This window comes from Mesorhizobium sp. B2-5-4, from assembly GCF_006441095.1.
Classification (GTDB): Bacteria; Pseudomonadota; Alphaproteobacteria; order Rhizobiales; family Rhizobiaceae; genus Mesorhizobium; species Mesorhizobium salmacidum.
On sequence record NZ_VFUR01000003.1, the window covers coordinates 62,923 to 80,924 of the forward strand.

The 18,002-nt window shown below is 63.7% G+C and carries 15 protein-coding genes and 1 pseudogene; 3 read left to right on the forward strand and 13 right to left on the reverse strand.

The features are described from left to right. Positions 1-15 precede the first annotated feature (15 nt). A complete protein-coding gene (locus FJ492_RS04885) occupies positions 16-474 on the reverse strand; it encodes a MarR family transcriptional regulator (RefSeq protein WP_140768767.1) in 459 nt (152 codons plus the stop codon). Positions 475-574: 100 nt separating this feature from the next. On the opposite strand from FJ492_RS04885, the gene FJ492_RS04890 reads away from it, so the two are divergent. Then, on the forward strand, positions 575-1,312 hold the full coding sequence (locus FJ492_RS04890) for a glutathione S-transferase family protein (protein ID WP_140768769.1): 738 nt from the start codon (positions 575-577) through the stop codon (positions 1,310-1,312). Here the strand turns inward: FJ492_RS04890 and FJ492_RS04895 are convergent. Together FJ492_RS04895 and FJ492_RS04900 are read right to left on the reverse strand one after the other, a co-directional pair. Next, a pseudogene (locus FJ492_RS04895) lies at positions 1,260-2,526 on the reverse strand (NAD(P)/FAD-dependent oxidoreductase). The gene FJ492_RS04890 and the pseudogene FJ492_RS04895 overlap by 53 nt on opposite strands. 54 nt (positions 2,527-2,580) lie before the next feature. Further along, complete coding sequence (locus tag FJ492_RS04900; RefSeq protein ID WP_140768771.1) at positions 2,581-2,991, reverse strand: helix-turn-helix domain-containing protein; 411 nt, start codon at positions 2,989-2,991, stop codon at positions 2,581-2,583. Between the two features lie 135 nt (positions 2,992-3,126). Here FJ492_RS04900 and FJ492_RS04905 point away from each other — a divergent pair, with 135 nt between their 5' ends. Beyond that, positions 3,127-4,017 carry an SDR family oxidoreductase gene (locus FJ492_RS04905; RefSeq protein ID WP_140768773.1) on the forward strand — a complete coding sequence of 297 codons (891 nt, stop codon included), beginning with the start codon at positions 3,127-3,129 and terminating at the stop codon, positions 4,015-4,017. A gap of 34 nt (positions 4,018-4,051) precedes the next feature. Here the strand turns inward: FJ492_RS04905 and FJ492_RS04910 are convergent, their stop codons facing one another. The 4 genes from FJ492_RS04910 to FJ492_RS04925 all read right to left on the reverse strand — a co-directional run bounded on the left by FJ492_RS04910 (position 4,052) and on the right by FJ492_RS04925 (position 9,994). After that, positions 4,052-5,092 (reverse strand): aldehyde reductase, encoded by a 1,041-nt coding sequence (locus FJ492_RS04910; RefSeq protein WP_140768775.1) that lies wholly within the window; start codon positions 5,090-5,092, stop codon positions 4,052-4,054. Between the two features lie 37 nt (positions 5,093-5,129). Beyond that, positions 5,130-7,049 carry a potassium transporter Kup gene (locus FJ492_RS04915; protein WP_140715947.1) on the reverse strand — a complete coding sequence of 640 codons (1,920 nt, stop codon included), beginning with the start codon at positions 7,047-7,049 and terminating at the stop codon, positions 5,130-5,132. Between the two features lie 194 nt (positions 7,050-7,243). Continuing rightward, positions 7,244-9,157 carry a potassium transporter Kup gene (locus FJ492_RS04920; RefSeq protein WP_140747322.1) on the reverse strand — a complete coding sequence of 638 codons (1,914 nt, stop codon included), beginning with the start codon at positions 9,155-9,157 and terminating at the stop codon, positions 7,244-7,246. A gap of 96 nt (positions 9,158-9,253) precedes the next feature. Then, positions 9,254-9,994: a pyridoxine 5'-phosphate synthase gene (locus FJ492_RS04925; protein WP_140769003.1), complete on the reverse strand. Its 741-nt coding sequence runs from the start codon at positions 9,992-9,994 to the stop codon at positions 9,254-9,256. Positions 9,995-10,154: 160 nt separating this feature from the next. Here FJ492_RS04925 and FJ492_RS04930 point away from each other — a divergent pair, with 160 nt between their 5' ends. Next, positions 10,155-10,583, forward strand: a complete 429-nt coding sequence (locus tag FJ492_RS04930; protein WP_140715939.1) for an STAS/SEC14 domain-containing protein — start codon at positions 10,155-10,157, stop codon at positions 10,581-10,583. Between the two features lie 30 nt (positions 10,584-10,613). On the opposite strand, the gene FJ492_RS04935 is transcribed toward FJ492_RS04930, so the two are convergent. The 6 genes from FJ492_RS04935 to FJ492_RS04960 form a co-directional block, all read right to left on the reverse strand. Then, positions 10,614-11,741, reverse strand: coding sequence for an ATP-dependent RecD-like DNA helicase (locus tag FJ492_RS04935; protein ID WP_027146532.1), 1,128 nt, complete (start codon positions 11,739-11,741; stop codon positions 10,614-10,616). Positions 11,742-11,878: 137 nt separating this feature from the next. Further along, positions 11,879-12,244, reverse strand: a complete 366-nt coding sequence (locus FJ492_RS04940; protein ID WP_181166581.1) for a nitrile hydratase accessory protein — start codon at positions 12,242-12,244, stop codon at positions 11,879-11,881. Continuing rightward, entirely contained in the window at positions 12,231-12,890 is a 660-nt protein-coding gene (gene nthB / locus FJ492_RS04945) for a nitrile hydratase subunit beta (RefSeq protein WP_140502513.1), read from the reverse strand. The genes FJ492_RS04940 and nthB overlap by 14 nt, the downstream gene beginning before the upstream one ends. Then, positions 12,887-13,492 carry a nitrile hydratase subunit alpha gene (gene nthA / locus FJ492_RS04950; RefSeq protein ID WP_140768777.1) on the reverse strand — a complete coding sequence of 202 codons (606 nt, stop codon included), beginning with the start codon at positions 13,490-13,492 and terminating at the stop codon, positions 12,887-12,889. Before nthA ends, nthB begins: the two co-directional genes overlap by 4 nt. 79 nt (positions 13,493-13,571) lie before the next feature. Further along, entirely contained in the window at positions 13,572-16,733 is a 3,162-nt protein-coding gene (locus FJ492_RS04955; protein WP_140768779.1) for an efflux RND transporter permease subunit, read from the reverse strand. Next, a complete protein-coding gene (locus tag FJ492_RS04960; RefSeq protein WP_140768781.1) occupies positions 16,730-17,983 on the reverse strand; it encodes an efflux RND transporter periplasmic adaptor subunit in 1,254 nt (417 codons plus the stop codon). Before FJ492_RS04960 ends, FJ492_RS04955 begins: the two co-directional genes overlap by 4 nt. Positions 17,984-18,002 lie beyond the last annotated feature (19 nt).

Below are 18,002 nucleotides of genomic sequence, written 5' to 3' on the forward strand. Positions count from 1 at the left end.
AATAGGCGACAAAGATTAGTCCGCGAGCGGCGGATTGCGCAGCCGGCCGAGCATTGCCGAAAACGTATTTAATTCGACCGACGACAGCTTCGCGCCAACCAATTCCTCGATCGACCTGCCGTAAACCGCCCACATGCGGCGGCGCGTCTCCCGTCCCTTGGCCGTGACGCGGATGGTCTGGCCGCGGCCATCATCGGCCACCGGCAGTTTCTCGACCAGCCCGTCGGCCTCGAGCCGGGCCAATAGACGCGAGATGTTGTACTGCGCGAACAGGGTGCGTTCGATCAATTGAAACGGCCGCAAGCCGCCCTCGCCCACCTCGGCAAGCTCGTGCAGCACATCGTACCAGGCGAGCGGCGGCAGGCCGCCCTCCTTCAGCGCGTCTTCGGCCCGTTCCATCAGTTGGCGCGAAACCCGCATCAGGCGGGCCCAGGCCTTGATGGCATCCGGCGAAGGCTTGGCTCTTTCGGTCATGGCCCACCCTAGGCGATAGATGCAGATGCATCAAGCTTGACGACCAATGCATATGCATCTACATAAATGCAATTGCATCGATGTTGAAAGGCACATTCCTATGAAACCCGCCGACACCCTCGTTCTCGTCAGCCATCCGCTCTGCCCCTATGTCCAGCGCGCCGCGATCTCGCTGGCCGAGAAAGGTGTGCCCTTCGAGCGGATCGACATCGACCTTGCCGACAAACCGGCCTGGTTCAAGGCGCTCTCGCCGCTCGGCAAGGTGCCGCTGCTGCGCGTACGGCAAAATGGCGGCGAGACGATAATCTTCGAATCCGCGGTCATCCTCGAATTCCTCGAGGAAACGCAGGCCAATCCGCTCCACCCTGCCGACCCTTATGCCCGCGCCCGGCACCGTGCCTGGATCGAGTATGGCTCAGCCATCCTCAACGCCATCGGCCGGTTCTATTCAGCGCCGAGCGAGGCTGGATTCCTCGCCGAGTCCAGCGCGCTGTCGGCGATGTTTGACTGCATTGAGGCTGAACTCGCTAACGATACCCTGCGGAGCGGGCCATGGTTCGCTGGCAGCCGCTTTTCCCTCGTCGATGCCGTTTACGGGCCGGTCTTCCGCTATCTCGACGCTTTCGACAGGATCGGCGATTTCGGCATCCTGGACGGCAAGCCGCTTGTCCAGGCCTGGCGCAAAGCGTTGAGCGACCGCCGGTCGATCGGGCAAGCCGTGGCGCCGGACTATCCGCAGCGCCTGCATGCTTTCCTGTGGGCGAAGGGGTCTTTTCTATCGAGCCTCATTCGGCAACGCGATCCGGCCAGCGCGCTTCGGCAAGCCCAGCTCGCCTGAACGGATCGATCACCGTGCCGGCCACCATCGAGACCAGGAACCGCGGCGCCGGCGGAATCTTGGCAATCGTCGCCACCAGCCTGTCGCGGATGAAAGGCAGCGCCACGGAGTCCGACTGGTAGAAGGGCGTGAATGCCAGCGACAGCGCCTGGAAGGCCCGCACATGCCAGCGCCGCGCTTTCGCATAGCCTTCGAGAGCAGCCTCGACGCTGCCCGTTCGCGCCAGCGCATGGCTGAGCGCCGCGGCGTCGAGCAGCGCCATGTTGGCGCCCTGGCCAAGCTGCGGACTGGTCGAATGCGCGGCGTCGCCGACCACGGCCAACCGCCGGCCAACCGGAGACTTCATCGTGTGATGGCCATAGCGGGCCAGCGAGAGCTGGTCGAAACTGCCGATCTGGCTGGTGAACGCCTCGGCTTGCGGCCACAGCCGCACCACCCGCTCCTTCCAGGCATCGATGCCAAGGTTGCGCACGGCATCGGCATCCGCCGGTTTCAGGCTCCAGAAGAAGGCCGCCATCCTTTCGGCATCGGGTTCCGGCCGGCCGATCGGCAGCACGCCGATCATCACGCTGGCCTTGTCGTAGCGCTGCAGAAGCGCGTGCTCGTCAAAAGCCCTCGCCGCGCCAGCCGAGCGATGCCCAGAATGCGCCATAGGTGAGTGGTCGTGGCGCCCCGGCATTGCCGGCGCACTGCCGCAGTTTCGAACGCGAACCGCTGGCGTCGACGACAAGATCGAACGGCCCCGCCCTTCGTCCATTGCCACGGACCAGCGTCGCCCGGTCGCCGGTGTCCAAAGTCTCGATTTCGACGCCGGTTTCGATGGCGATGGTCTCACGCCGGGCAGCGCGAAACAGCACGCCGAACAGAGCCGCCCGGTGCACCGCCAGGCCGAAGCGACCGCCGTGCTGGGCGTCGTAGCGGACGTCGAGCACGGTGCGGCCGGTCGAGGCATCGGCGCCATGCAGCCGGTCGATCCTGCTGCCCAGTGCCATGATGTCGTCGAGCAGGCCGAGATCGGCAAGCACCGTCAATCCGGTCGGCTGCAGGATCAACCCGGAGCCGACCGGCTTCGGTTCCTCAAAGCGCTCGAAGATGGTGACGCGGTGCCCGGTACGTCTGAGATAGAGCGCCATGGCCAGCCCAGCCGGACCGGCGCCTGCAATTGCGATATCGTAGGAAATGCTGTTGCCCCCAAGCCGCACTGGCCGGGACAATCCTTCAGCCGCCGGATGAAATCAAGTCGCGATACCGAATGCTAACCGGCTGGGTCAAACCTGTGTCGAATCAAAGGAAGTGCGCGCGTCGCGCACCGCGTCGTGGTTGTTTTCAGCCCAATTCAACAAATGCTGCAAAGCGTCGAACATCGAGCGCCCAAGGTCGGTCAGGCTGTATTCGACACTGGGCGGCTTGGTCGGAAACACCTCGCGACGCACATAGCCGTCGCGCTGCAGATCATAGAGCGTCTGGGTCAGCATGCGCTGCGAAATGTCGGGAACCAGCCGCCGCAGCTCGCCGAAGCGATAGGGCTGCTCTGCCAGGGCCGCCGTCAACAGCGAACTCCATTTACCATTGAGCCCCTGAATGACGTCACGGACCGGGCAATCGGCAATGTTTCCGCCTTCGGTCATCGCTTTGTAGACTTCGAGTTTGGATTTCAGATTGACGGTCCGGCTGTCCATGACTGGTTCCCTGCGTGTGCCTACCTCCCCAAAAACTGCCTTCTTTACGGCGGTGGGTCAATTCCTATTTTAGTGCTGGTCTCTTTTTGAGACCGCCACCCGAACCGCCCTTCCGGCGCAATGTCAGGATCCTCCATGACCGCAACTCTTCTCGTCACCGGCGCGTCCGGCCAACTCGGCCGCAGCGTCATCAACCATCTGCTGGACACATTCGAGGTGCCGGCGGCCCGGATCATCGCCACGACCCGCACGCCCGCCAATCTTGCCGACCTGTCGGCGCGCGGCGTCACGGTTCGCGAGGCCGACTTCGACGATCGGGCCTCGCTTGCCCAAGCCTTCGCGGGCGCCGATCGGGCGCTCATCATTTCGACCAACGAGCTGGCGATCCAGGGAAAGCGGCGCGAGCAGCAGCTTGCCGCCGTGGCGGCGGCTAGGCAGGCTGGCGTCGGCCACCTGCTCTACACCTCGCTGCCCAACACGGAGCCGGGTTCGCCGGTGCTCTTTGCGCCCGACCATTACGATACCGAACAGGCGATCAAGGCGAGCGGCATCCCCTACACCATCTTCCGCAATGGCTGGTACGACGAGAACCTGTTCATGGCGATGCCGCAAATCCTCGCATCGGGCCAATGGTATACGTCCGCGGCCGACGGCGCCATTTCCTATGGCGCGCGTGACGATCTCGCCGCCGCCATAGCCGCGGGGCTGGCTTCGGACAACACCGAAAGCCAGACGTATACGCTGACCGGCCCCAGGGCCTATACGTCAGCCGAAGTCGCGGCACTTGTCACCGAAGTCACCGGCAAGCCGATCCAGGTCATTCAGCTCTCGGACGAAGCCTTGACCGAGGGGATGAAGAGCGCAGGCCTTCCCGAGCCCATCGCCCGGCTTCTCGTGTCCTTCGACGCCGCCACGCGCGCCGGCGACCTTGGCATGGTAACGGACTCGATAGAGACACTTTCCGGCCGGAAGTCAGTACCACTGAAGCAGTTCCTCGAGGCCAACAAGTCCGCATTGGCAGGCTGAAACCAGCGCGGCGGGAAGTCTTTCTCCCGCCGCGCTATTTCGGCGTTTTGACCAGCCCGAGCCGCACCAGGCTTTCCGCGGTGGCGGCCAGCGCGTCCTCGCGCGAGCGCGGCGCCCAGCCGAGCATGCGCACCGCCTTGGCGCTGGTGGCGTTCTTGACCTTGCCGAGTTCCGTCACGAGTTGCGCGGCTTCCGCGTTGAACAGCCCCACCACCCGCACCAACCAATCGGGAAGCTCCCGCGTCGTGACCCGCGAGGCGGCAGCGCCGAGCCGCGTTTTCACCGTCTGGGCGATCTCCCGCACGGTCATGAAATCGCCGGCAACGGCCAGGAAGCGCTCGCCACTGGCGGCGGGATTGGTCATTGCGCGCACATGCAGGTCCGCCACGTCGCGCGCGTCGACCACACCGAAGGACAGGCGCGGCAACCCAGGCATGGCACCATTCAGCATGCGCTGGACAAATTCGGTGGAGGTCGAATGGTCGGACCCGAGCACTGGTCCGAAAATGCCGACCGGATTGACGACGGCCAACTCCAGCTTGCCACCCTCGGCGGCGATGAAATCCCAGGCCGCGCTTTCGGCGAGCGTCTTCGACTTAACATAGGCGCTGACCTTGGCCGTTGGATCGGTCCAGCTCTCCTCGGTGAAGGGCCGGCCGCCGGGCGGCATCTTGCCATAGCCGATGGCGGCGAAGGACGATGTCAGCACGACGCGTTTGACGCCGGCGTCTCGCGCCGCCCTGAGCACGCGCAAGGCGCCTTCGCGAGCCGGGATGATCAGGTCATCCTGATGCTTCGGCACACCGGGCGGGAACGGTGACGCGACATGCAGGACATAGTCGCAGCCGGCGATAGCGTCGGGCCAGCCGGCATCGCTCATGAGGTCGGCGATGGCAAAGGAAAGCCTGTCGCCCGGCTCGCCGCCGCCGGCCTTGAGCATGGCGATAACGTCGGCTTCGCGCTTGGCGGCGCGCACCGTCGTGCGCACGCGATAGCCCGCCTTCAGCAGGGCAAGAATACAATGTGCACCGAGGAAACCCGATCCGCCTGTGACAAGCACCAATTCGCCGCCCATCTCAGCCTCCCCGTTCAGGCCGAGGCGATCGACCTCGTCAGATCGCCACCTGCGTGCCGATTTCTACCACACGGCCGGTCGGGATCTGGAAATACTCCGTCGCATCCGCCGCCGTACGCGCCAGGCCGATGAACAGCCGGTCCTGCCATAGCGGCATGCCGGAATTGGGCGAGGCCTTGAGCGAGCGCCGCGACAGGAAGAAGGACGTCGTCATAATGTCGAACTTCCAGCCCTGCTTGCGGCAGATCGCCAGTGCGCGGGGAATGTTGGGCTGTTCCATATAGCCGAAAGTCAGCGTCACCCGCATGAACAGCTCGTTGACCGTCTCCATCTTGACGCGCTCGCTGTCGGGCACCACCGGCTGAGGGGCAGTCACCACCGAAAGGATAACGTTCTGCTCGTGCAGAACCTTGTAGTGCTTGAGGCTGTGCATCAAGGCGGTCGGCGCACTGAGCGGATCGCTGGTCAGGAACACCGCGGTGCCGGATACCAGCTGCGGCTTCTTCTTCAGCAGATTGCCTGCAAGGAAATCGAGCGGGATCTCGTTGCGGCGCGTCTTGTTGAAGAGATAGCGGCTGCCGCGCACCCAAGTCCACATGCCCAGCACGATGGTGAAGGCCACGACCAGCGACGCCCAGCCGCCTTCGAACACCTTGACGATGTTGGAGGCGAAGAAGCCGACATCGATGAAGGCGAACAGCACGGTGAGCGGGATCGCCACCGACAGCTTCCACTTCCAGATACGGGTCATGATCACATAGAGCAGCACCGTCGTCACCAGCATGTTGCCGGTTACCGAGATGCCGTAGGCGGAGGCCAGCTTGCTCGATTCGCCGAAGCCGACCACCAGCATCATCACCACCAGGGCCAGCAGAAGATTGACGCGCGGCATGTAGATCTGGCCGGACTGCTTTTCCGATGTGTGCAGGATTTCCAGCCGAGGCAACATGTTGAGCTGCACCGCCTGGCGGGTCAGCGAAAAAGCCCCTGAAATGACCGCCTGGCTGGCGATGACGGTAGCCGCCGTCGCCAGCACCACCATCGGGATCAGCGTCCAACCCTCGTTCATCTCGAAGAACGGGTGCCCGACCACACCGTTCTTCGCCAGCACGAAGGCGCCCTGCCCGGCATAATTCAACAGCAGGCAGGGGAACACGATCGAAAGCCAGGCAAGCACGATCGGCTTGCGGCCGAAATGGCCGAGATCGGCATAGAGCGCTTCCGCGCCGGTCACGGCAAGGAAGATGGCGCCGATGGTGACGAAGGCGACGTCGGGCGAATGGATCAGGAAGGCGACGATATAGTGCGGACTGATCGCCCACAGGATTTCCGGATCGGCGATGATGTGCTTGAGACCGGAAAGGCCGATGGCCAGGAACCAGATCGCGGTCACCGGGCCGAAGACCAGCCCCACGCCACCGGTACCGAAACGCTGAACCGCGAATACCATGGCGAGGATGACCAGCGTCAGCGGCACGACATAGGGCTGGAAGGTGGGGGTGACGACATTCATGCCCTCGACCGCCGACAGCACCGAAATCGCCGGCGTGATGACCGCGTCGCCGAAAAACAGCGAGGCGCCGACGATGCCAATGCCGAGCATCAGCGCCGAGCGCTTCGGAAAACTGCCGCGGGCCAGCGCCATCAGCGACAGCACACCGCCCTCGCCGCGATTGTCGGCGCGCAGCACGAACATGATGTATTTGATGGTGACGATGATCGTCAGCGACCAGATGATCAGCGACAGAACACCAAGAATATCGCCACGGTCGGCAACTTGCCCGCCCGACGACGCGACCAGCGCCTCGCGGAATGCATATATCGGGCTGGTTCCGATATCGCCATAGACCACGCCGAGCGCGCCCAGCATCAACACCTTGGTGCTGTGCTGTTCGATTTCGGGATGGCTCGATTGGTCGACGGGTTCTGCCTCACTACCAGCACTGGCAAGGGCCATGTACGACACTCCGATAAACGCGCGGTGCTCTACGCTTGCTGCAATGCAATATCAAGTGCCGTAACGTTATGGCACTCATGTTGGCAGCGCGCGGCTTCTTGTGGGCGAATTCGAGCGAATGCCGGTCAATGCGACATTCGCGGGCTCATGTCCGGACCCATGGCAAAACCCGCGGGCCGGCGAGCACGTGTCTGTTAAATGGCGACCTGCGTGCCGATTTCAACGACGCGGCCGGTGGGTATCTGGAAATACTCCGTCGCGTCGGCCGCCGAGCGCGCCAAGCCGATGAACAGCCGGTCCTGCCACACCGGCATGCCTGAATTGGGCGAGGCTTTCAGCGACCGCCGCGACAGGAAGAACGACGTCGTCATGATGTCGAACTTCCAGCCCTGCTTGCGGCAGATCGCCAGCGCGCGCGGAATGTTGGGCTGTTCCATGTAGCCGAAGGTCAGCGTCACCCGCATGAACAACTCGTTGACCGTCTCCATCTTGACGCGTTCGCTGTCGGGCACGACGGGCTGCGGCGCCGTCACCACCGAAAGGATGACGTTCTGCTCGTGCAGCACCTTGTAGTGCTTGAGGCTGTGCATCAGCGCGGTCGGCGCGCTGAGCGGATCGCTGGTCAGGAACACCGCGGTGCCCGACACCAGCTGCGGCTTCTTCTTCAACAGATTGCCGGCCAGGAAATCGAGCGGGATTTCGTTGCGGCGGGTCTTGTCGAAGAGATAGCGGGTGCCGCGTATCCACGTCCACATGATCAGCCCCATCAGGCAGGCAACGGTGATCGAGACCCAGCCGCCTTCCACGATCTTCACGACATTGGCCAGGAAGAAGCCGCTGTCGATGACGCCGAACAGCAGGGTCAGCGCCAGGGCCAGCGCCAGCTTCCATTTCCACATCTTGCGCATCACCACGAACAGCAGGATCGTCGTCATCAGCATTTCGCCGGTCACCGAGATGCCATAGGCGGACGCCAGCGAACTCGAACTGCCGAAACCGACGACCAGCAGCATCACCCCCATCGCGATGAGCAGGTTGACACGCGGCATGTAGATCTGCCCGGACTGCATTTCCGACGTATGCTGCACCTCGATGCGCGGCAGAAGATTGAGCTGCACCGCCTGGCGGGTCAGCGAAAAAGCCCCTGAAATGACCGCTTGGCTGGCAATGACCGTCGCGGCCGTTGCAAGTCCCACCATCGGCATCAGTGCCCAGTCAGGCAACATCTGGAAGAACGGATTGGTCGGTTTCCCGCCATGGGCGAGCACAAAGGAGCCCTGCCCGAAATAGTTGAGCAGCAGGCAGGGGAAAACCACGGAAAACCATGCCAGCACGATCGGCTTGCGTCCGAAATGGCCGAGATCGACATAAAGCGCCTCAGCCCCGGTTACCGCCAGGAACACGGCGCCGACGGTGACAAAGGCGGCGGTCGGTGTGCTGGCCAGATAAGCGACCGCGTAATAGGGATTGATGGCAAGCAGGACCGATGGATCATCCTTCAAATGATAGATGCCGGCAACGCCGATGGCCAGGAACCACAGCGCCGTCACCGGCCCGAACACCGCCGCCACCTTTCCCGTGCCGAAGCGTTGCACGGAGAACAGGATGGCAAGGATGACCAGCGTGATCGGCACGACATAGGCGCCCAGCGTTGGGGTCACCACGGTCAGGCCTTCGACCGCCGACAGCACCGAGATGGCCGGCGTTATGATCGAATCGCCGAAAAACAGCGCCGCGCCGCAAAGGCCGATCACAAGGATCAGCCGGGCGCCTTTGGGATAGGCGCTGCGTGCCAACGACATCAGCGACAGCGTGCCGCCTTCGCCCTTGTTGTCGGCACGAAGCACGAAGGCGACGTATTTGATGGTCACGATGATCGTCAGCGCCCAGACGATCAGCGACAGCACGCCAAGCACGTGAACGCGCGTTGCGATGCCGGGCGAAGCGTGAAGCGCCTCTCGGAAGGCGTAGATCGGACTCGTGCCTATGTCGCCATAGACGACACCGAGCGCGCCCAGCATCAGAACCTTGGTGCTGTGCTGCTCGACCGCGGCATGGCTCGATTGCTCAACGGTTTCAGCCTCGCTCCCGCTATTGGCAAGGGCCATCGACCACTCTCCGACTAGCGCGCGGTGCTTTATCCATGCTGCGACACGATATCAAATGCACGCGATGGCTGCCATACCAATACGAAGCATTACCCCCTACCAGCCGCAAGCCCTGAGGAACCGGCCCACTGTGCCGGCCATGCCATACTCCAACGCGTCGGCTGTCAACCCATGTCCGATCGACACTTCGGCCAATGCCGGAATGCGCTTTGCCAGCGCGGGCAGATTGGCCACCGTCAGATCGTGCCCGGCATTGACCTGGAGACCGGCGGCAAACGCCGCGTCAGCGGTTTTTCCCAGCCTTTCCAATTCCTTGGACGCCTTACCGGAATCGGAGTGGTAGCTGCCATAAGGACCAGTATAGAGTTCGATACGATCGGCGCCCGTGTCGCGCGCGGCCGCCATGCCGGCGGGATCGGCATCGGAAAACAGCGAGACCCTGAAACCGCCCTTCTTCAGACGCTTGACGATCGGCGCCAGGAACGCCGCATCGGCGATAAAGTTCCAGCCATGGTCGGAGGTTGCCTGAGAGGGATCGTCGGGCACCAGCGTCACCTGCTCAGGCTGGTGCTTCTCCACAAGCGCCAGGAAATCCTCGTTTGGGTAGCCCTCGATGTTGAATTCCGCCTGCGGGAATTCGTCGTCGATCAGCGCCCTGATCTGGGGCAGGTCGGAATGCCGGGTGTGACGTTCGTCGGGGCGCGGATGCACCGTCAGCCCATGCGCTCCGGCGGCAAGGGCAAGGCGGCCGACGCCGATTACGCTGGGCCATGGCAGGTCGCGCCGGTTGCGCAGCATGGCGATGGCGTTGAGGTTGACGGAAAGCTTGGCGGGCATGGGCTGGCGTCCGTGAAACAGGCTATCGAGGCGCGCCACGCTCATTCGTTCCGGCACGGCGCATTTGAGACGGCGCATCTATAGCGTCTTTAACGGGAACAGATAGGGCCTTTCCGGTGTTCCAGAAGACCAACATACTCCACGAAAAGGAGGCGCTACCTTGAATTTCCTCCAATCCGTGCCGGCGATCCGCCGCATCGATACCAGCCGCGACGACCTCTTTGCCATCGATGTGGTTGGCCATGTCTCGGCCGCCGATGCCGAGAACCTGTTCGGCCTGCTCGAGGCGGCCTATTTGCTCCATCAGAGAATTGACGTGGCCGTGCGCATAGTCGATCACGAGGGCGTCGACTGGGCGGACATCTCCGATGAGACCATCAAGAAGGGTGCCGTCCACGCATTGGAACATATTGGCCGTTGCGCGGCGATCGGCGCCCCTGACTGGACGCCGAACGCACGGCGCGCCTTGCCCGCTTCGTCGCCCGTCGAATTCAGGCATTTCCAGATCGAGGACGAAGCTGCTGCCTGGGAATGGCTCGGGGCGCGACCGACGGGCCAGGAGGCCACGGCCGCTCCAGAAAGAGGATGAAACGGTTTTCCACCTACCCGCCGACCCCTTCTATCTGACGATCGTCAGTCGTTCAGCGGCCCGGGTGATGGCTGTATAAAGCCAACGCTGGCGCGTTTCCTTGAAGGCCCAGCTTTCGTCGAACAGCACGATCTCGTTCCACTGCGAACCCTGCGCCTTGTGCACGGTCAGCGCATAGCCATAGTCGAAATCATCGAAGCGCTTCTTCTGCTGCCAGGGGATTTCGGCGTCCGGATCCTCGAACGCCGCCTTGAGCAGCTTGATCTTGGCGACGCCACGATCCGGATCGTCCTCCTCGGGCGACACCAGAAGGTTGATGCCGGGCTTCACCGTCTCGCGCGACGAGGTCATCACCTTCCACAGCGAGCCGTTGAGCAGGCCTTTGGCTGGGTCGTTGCGCAGGCACACCAGCTTGTCGCCCGCTTGTGGGTAATCCGCATTGAAGCCCTTCAACTCGCGCAGGCGCTGGTTATAGCGCCGCCGCGTCCGGTTGGTGCCGACCAGCACCTGATCAGCCCTCAGCACCAGTTCCTGGTTGACGTCTTCCTTGCCGATCACCTGCGCGCTGCCATAGTCGCCGCGCATGAATTCGCGGCCCTCGCGCACATCGAGCGCCAGCCGCAGGATCGGATTGTCGCGCGCCTGCCGGTGGATCTCGGTCAGCAGAAAGTCGGGCTCGTGATCGGTGAAGAAGCCGCCGCCCGAGATCGGCGGCAACTGGCCGGGATCGCCCAGCACCAAGATCGGCGTGCCGAAACTCATCAGGTCACGGCCGAGCTGTTCGTCGACCATCGAGCATTCGTCGATGACGACCAGTTTCGCGCGCGAGATCGGGCTCTGCCGGTTGAGCGAAAAGGTCGGCGACATCGACGTCTTTCCGGTCACCTCGTCGGCCACCGATTCCTCGCCCTTGGGCCTATAGATCAGCGAATGGATGGTGCGGGCGTTGACCGCGCCCTTGGAGCGCAGCACTTGCGCCGCTTTGCCGGTGAAGGCGGCGAACTGCACCTGGCCGTCAACATGTTCGGCGAAATAGCGCGCCAGCGTCGTCTTGCCGGTGCCGGCATAGCCGAACAGCCGGAACAGCTGCGGCTTGCCGGTCTTCAGCCAGCGGGCGACCGCTTGCAGCGCCTCATCCTGTTGGGGTGAAAATTCCATCTAATCGTGTGACCGGATTCGCGAGGCAAACACAAGATAGCCGCCACCAGCATCAACATAGCGGGCGGCGAACTCCCCCCGTGGTTCCAGGCTATCAGCCGCAATCAAGAACGTAAAGGGAACGAAACAGCCTGCATTCAGTTGGCAGCGCGCGGGTCGTTGTCCAGCAGGATCGGCTTGCCATGCGGCGTGGCGTGCGCGGCACGCTCCCAGGCCCGCGCCATCGCATCGACGTCAGGCTTGGCGGCCAGCCCCTTGGAAGCAAGCAGGGTTTCAAGCGCCGCCAGCCAATGCTCGTAGTAATCATGGCCGTCCGCCGCGGCATCTGGCTTCTTCACCTCGGCGGACAGGGCATCCGCCCACTCGCTCCACGAAAACAGGCCCTTGTCGTGCAGCGCCACCGTCATGGCGAAGGCTTCGGCCTGCCATGGCGCGGCGAAAACCGGTGCGTCGAGCCCGGCGGGCAAACCGGCGGCAGGCCCCTTCACTTCACGCCGGTTCAAGATAGCTCTCCCAGGCGTCGATCGAGACGGTCAGTGTCGGGTCGGCGCCCTCGCCCCAGATTTCCGTGCCGTCGAAAACCACGGTATAGACCCATTGCGGATTCTCGCCCTGCCCATGCGCGTTGCTGTCGGGGAAGACGAAGCCGTCGCGCACGGCCTCGATCGTCCCGTTCTTGTCGCGCGCATAGCGCGGCAGCCTGGTATGGCCGGTCGGATTGAAGTTTTTGGTCCGCACCGAATCACCAGCCTTGAAGCGCGGCGCTGTCTCGACCGGCCGGTCACACGGACCTCCCTTGGCCAGTACAGCCGGAACGTTTTCCGCCTTCAGCACCCGTTTCGGAGTCGCCGCCGGATCGATCGCCTCGCCTGCCCCGAGGTCGCGTTCGCTGACGAAGCCGTGCCGCTTGAGCAGGATCTCCAGTGCCTTGATCCAGATCTGATAGTAGCTGGAGCTGTAATAGTCGGCCGGATGCAGCGATTCCCGCGCGTGCCGGCTCTCGTCGATGTTCCAGGCGCCCATGCCGCCGGCGCAGAGCGTCACGCCGAGCGCCCGCCGCTCCCACGGAGCATGGAAATAGGGTTCATCCTTTTCGGGCGCGACCGGCCCGAATCCCATCTGTCCGCCGAGATCTTGCGGCCCGTTCATGCCCGTTGACTCGCCAGCGCGGTGCCGATCATGGCATCGCGGCTCACCAGTTCCGCCAGCCGCTCCTCGCTCCAGCCTTCGGTACCCTCCGGCCGCATTGGCACGACGAGATAGCGCAGTTCCGCCGTCGAATCCCAGACGCGTATCTTCGTCCCGGCCGGCAGCACCAGCCCGAATTCCTCGAGCACGCCGCGCGGATCGATCACCGCGCGCGACCGATAGGGCGGCGCCTTGTACCACACCGGCGGCAAGCCAAGCACCGACCACGGATAACAGGAACACAGCGTGCAGACGACGAGGTTGTGGGTGTCCCCGGTGTTGAACACCGCCTGCATGTGCTCGCCTTGCCGGCCGGTATAGCTCAGCGACCCGATCGCCCCCGTCGCGTCGCGCTTCAGCCACTCGGCAAAGGCGGGATCGCTCCAGGCCTTGGCCACTACCCTGGCACCGTTGCGCGGGCCGATCTTCGTCTCGTAGGTATCGACGATGATGTCGATCGCGGCCGGATCGATCAGCCCCTTGCGGGTCAGGATGGTTTCCAGCGCCCGCACCCGCGCGGCAAACGGATCGAGTTCGTTGTCGTGGTCATGATCGTGGGACATGGCCGCAAATTACGGTTCCGATCCGCCGGCCGCAAGCTCCATGGCTTGGGCCAACAGGGACCGGAGCTTTGTCCGCCCGCTACTCGGCGGCCGTCTTCTGTGGCTCGCCCGGGATGTCGTCATTGGTGCCGAACAGCGAAGGCTGATCGCCCTCTTCGACCAGATGCAACTCGGCTTTGCGCTTCGGCATGAGCCCGACCAGCCAGCCCGAGAAATTCTCCATGTAGACATAGATCACCGGCGTCACGAACAAAGTCAGCGCTTGCGAAGCGAGCAAGCCACCGACAACGGCTACGCCCAGCGGCTGGCGAAGTTCCGCGCTGGCGCCGGTGCCGAGCGCGATCGGGAACGTGCCCATCAGTGCTGCCAGCGTCGTCATCATGATCGGCCTGAACCGCATCAGGCAGGCCTTGTGGATCGAGTCCGTGGCCGACATGCCTTCTCGTCGCAGTTCAAGCGCGACATCGACCATCATGATGCCGTTCTTCTTGACGATGCCGATCAGCATCAGGATGCCGATCACCGCGATGACGGACAGATCCATGCCGGCGAAGCGCAAGGCGACAACCGCCCCGAGCACAGCCGACGGGAGGCCCGTCAAGATGGTGAGCGGGTGGATGAAGCTCTCATACAGAATGCCGAGCACGATATAGATGGTCAGGATGGCGCCGCCGACCAGCAGGCCCTGGTTGGCGAGCGAATCCTGGAAGGTCTTGGCCGTGCCGGCGAAGGTCGTGGAGATCGCTGCCGGCATGCCGATCTGTTCTTTCAGCGCGTCGATGCGTTTCACACTGTCGCCCAGCGCCACGCCCTGCGGCAGGTTGTAGGAGATGGTCACGGCCGGAAGCTGGCCGAGCTGATTGACCGTCAAGGCGCCGGCCGTGCGATCGACCCGGGCGAAGGCGCCGAGCGGCACCAGGCTGCCGCTCGCCGTCCGCATCTGGATGGCGAGCATCCGCTCCGGCGACCATTCGATCTTGGGATCGAGTTCGGTGATGACTTCGTAGCTGTCGGCCGAGCCGAAGATCGTTGAAACCTGGTCGGTGCCGAACCCGCCATAAAGCGCCGAGCGGAGCGTGTCGGTGTCGATGCCGAGCTGCGCGGCCTTGTCGCGATCCACCACCAGCGACGCCTGCAACGCATTGTTCTGCAGGTCGCTGGTGACATCGGCGAAGGTCGCATGGTCGGCCGCCATCGCGTCATTCATCTTCTGCGCCCAGATATCGGTCTGTCCGGTATCGAGGCCCTGAACCACGAGCTGGTAGGCACTGGCCGACGACCGCGAACCGAGCCGCAGATTCTGCACCGGCTGCATGTAGGTCTCGATGCCCGCCACGCCGGCCAGTTGCTTGCGCAGGTCCGAAAGCACCTTCTCGATATCGGGACGCAGGTCCTTGCCCTTGAGCTGGACGAAGAGCTGCCCCTGGTTGAGGGCATTGTTGCCACTGCCCGCCGACCACGCCACGTGGTCGACATAGGGCGACTTCGAGAACACGCTGGCCACCTGCCCTTGCAGCTTGGCCATGGCGTCAAACGAAATGTCCTGGCGCGCGATCGTGGTCACCGAAATCTGGCCGATATCCTCCTGCGGGAAGAAGCCCTTCGGCGAGACCTCGATCAGCCACACCGAGGCTGCCGCGGTGCCGATGAAGACGAGGAACACCAGGAAGGTGTGCCGTAGACAGAAGCTCAGGATCCAGTCATAGCCGCGCGTGATGAACTCGCGCTTGTGGCCGGCGCCGTGCGCCTCGCGGTCGGCCTTGGTCACCGACAGCAGCCGCGAGCACAGCATCGGCGTCAGCGTCAGCGACACGAACATCGAGGCCAGGATGGCGACGGTCACCACCACGGCGAACTCGTTGAAGATGCGCCCGATCACGCCGCCCATCAGGAGCACCGGGATGAACACCGCCACCAGCGAGATCGAGATCGAGATGATGGTGAAGCCGATCTCGCGCGCGCCCTTCAGCGACGCATCGAAGGCCGACAGCCCGTCCTCTTCCATGTGGCGGAAGATGTTTTCGAGCATCACGATGGCATCGTCGACGACGAGGCCGACGGCGAGCGTCAGGCCCATCAGCGAGATGTTGTCGATGGAAAAGCCGAACAGGAACATCGCGCCGAGCGTGGCGATCAGCGAGATCGGCACCGCCACGGCCGGGATGATGGTCGCCGTCACCCGGCGCAGGAACACGAAGATCACCAGGACCACCAGCGCGATGGTCAACAGCAGCGTGAACTGCACGTCGTCGACGGCCTGGCGGATCGAGCTCGAGCGGTCGTTGAGCAGCTTGATCTGGGCGGCGGCCGGCATCTGGTTCTGGAAGGACGGCAGCATCGCCTTGACCTTGTCGACGACGTCGACCGTATTGGCGTCGGGCTGGCGTTGCACTGCCATGATGATCGCGCGGGTACCATCGTACCAGCTTGCGGTCGTGGTGGTCTGCACCGAATCGACGACACGGGTCACCTCGCCCAGCCGCACCGGGTGACCGTTCTTGGTGGCGATGATGAGGTTGGAGAAGCCGGCCGCACCGGTAAGCTGCGTGTTGGCGGTGATGGTCAGCTGCTGCTTGTTGTTCTGCAGCACGCCGAGCGGCGTGTTGCTGTTGGCCGAAGCCACAGCCGCTTGCAGCTGATCGATAGAAATGCCCCGCGCGGCAAGCGCGGTCGGATCGATCTGGACGCGCACTGCGTATTTCTGCTGGCCGAAGATCGACACCTGCGCGACGCCGTCGATGGTCGACAGCGACGGCGAGATGACGTTTTCGGCGAAGGCATCGAGGTCGGTCAGCGGAACCGTATCGCTGACCAGCGACATCAGCAGGATAGGCGCATCGGCCGGATTGACCTTCCGATAGCTCGGCGGCGACGTCATCTGCGGCGGCAGTGATTTCTGGGTGCGCGCGATCGCGGCTTGCACGTCGGCCGCGGCCGCATCGATATTCCGGTTGAGGACGAATTGGATGGCGATCGAGGTCTGGCCGAGCGCGTTGGTGGTCGAGATGGAATCGATGCCGGCGATGGTGGCGAACTGCTTGATCAGCGGCGTCGCCACCGATGTGGCCATGGTTTCCGGCGACGCGCCAGGCAGTGAGGCCGAGACGTTGACCACCGGAAATTCGGCGCTCGGCAATGCGGCGACCGGCAGGAATTTGTACGCGAACAGCCCGCCCAGCACGAGGGCGAACGACATCAGAAGGGTGGCGACTGGCCTGCGGATGCAGAATTCGGGGATCATTGGCCTGCCTCGCCGGCGTTGCTGGCCTGGGCGACCTTGGGCGCTTCCTTGCCTTCATGCACCGCAGCGCCGTCCTTCAGCTTTGTCTGGCCCTCGGTGACAACCCTCTCGCCGCTTTTCAGCCCCTGGCTGATGGCGCTGTTTTGGCCTTCGGTCAGCGCCACCTGCACTGGCCGCATCTCGACCGTGTTGTCCGGCTTGACCACATAGACGAACGGTCCCTTCTGGCTGGGCTGGACCGCGACGGTCGGAACCGAGGTCATCTGCGGCATGATGCCGGCGTCAAGGACGACGTTCACATACTGGCCGGGCCACAAGGAAAGATCGGCATTGGGAATGCTTGCCCGTGTGGCGATCGTGCCCGACGCGGTGTCGACGCTGGAATCCACGAAATCGAGCGTCCCCTTGCCGATCGGCGTCGGGTCGCCGCTTTGGGTCAACGTCACCGCGTTCTGCTGCGGATTGGCAAGCGCCTCGTGCAGCAGCGCAAGGTTGCTTTCCGGCAGATTGAAGTTGACCTGCAAGGGGTCCATCTGGGTGATGGTCACCAGTGGCGTCGCCGTGCTGCTGTTACCGTTGCTGACAGTCACGAGGTCGCCGACGGCGACATTCACCGCACCCAGCCTGCCGGCGATCGGCGCGGCGATGGCGGCAAAGCCGAGCTGGACATTGTCCGCGTCGATCGTTGCCTTGTCGGCATCGACGGTCGCCGCCGCCGCCTTCTGCGCGGCAACGGCCTGGTCGTAGGTCTGCTGCGTACCGGCCTGCTTGGCGACGAGGTCCTTGGCGCGCTGAAGGTCGGAATTCGAGCTGGCAAGCAGCGCCTGATCCTTGGCAAGCGCTGCCTGGTCCTTGGCGAGTTGCGCCTTCAGCGCCCGGTCGTCGAGCGAGAACAGGAGGTCGCCTGCCTTCACCATCTGCCCGTCCTTGACGTCGATCGACACGATCTGGCTGGAGACGCGCGCGTTGATGTTGACCACGGCCGGAGAGGAGACGAAGCCGATGGCATAGCGGCGGACCGGAAAGTCAGCCGTCGTTGCCGTCGCCGAAACGATAGAAGCCGAACGGGCACCATTGCCGCCACCGCCCTGTTTGCCGCCCGCCTTGTCGGCTGCCGGCTTGTCTGTCGCGGCGGCCTGCTTTGTGCCGATGATCTGCTGGGCCTTGTTCAGCGCGTCCGGCGACAGATAGAGCCAGGCCGCACCCGCACAGGCGACCGCCAGCAACGACAGAATGACTTTTCCACGCATCGACAAAAGACCTCTCCGT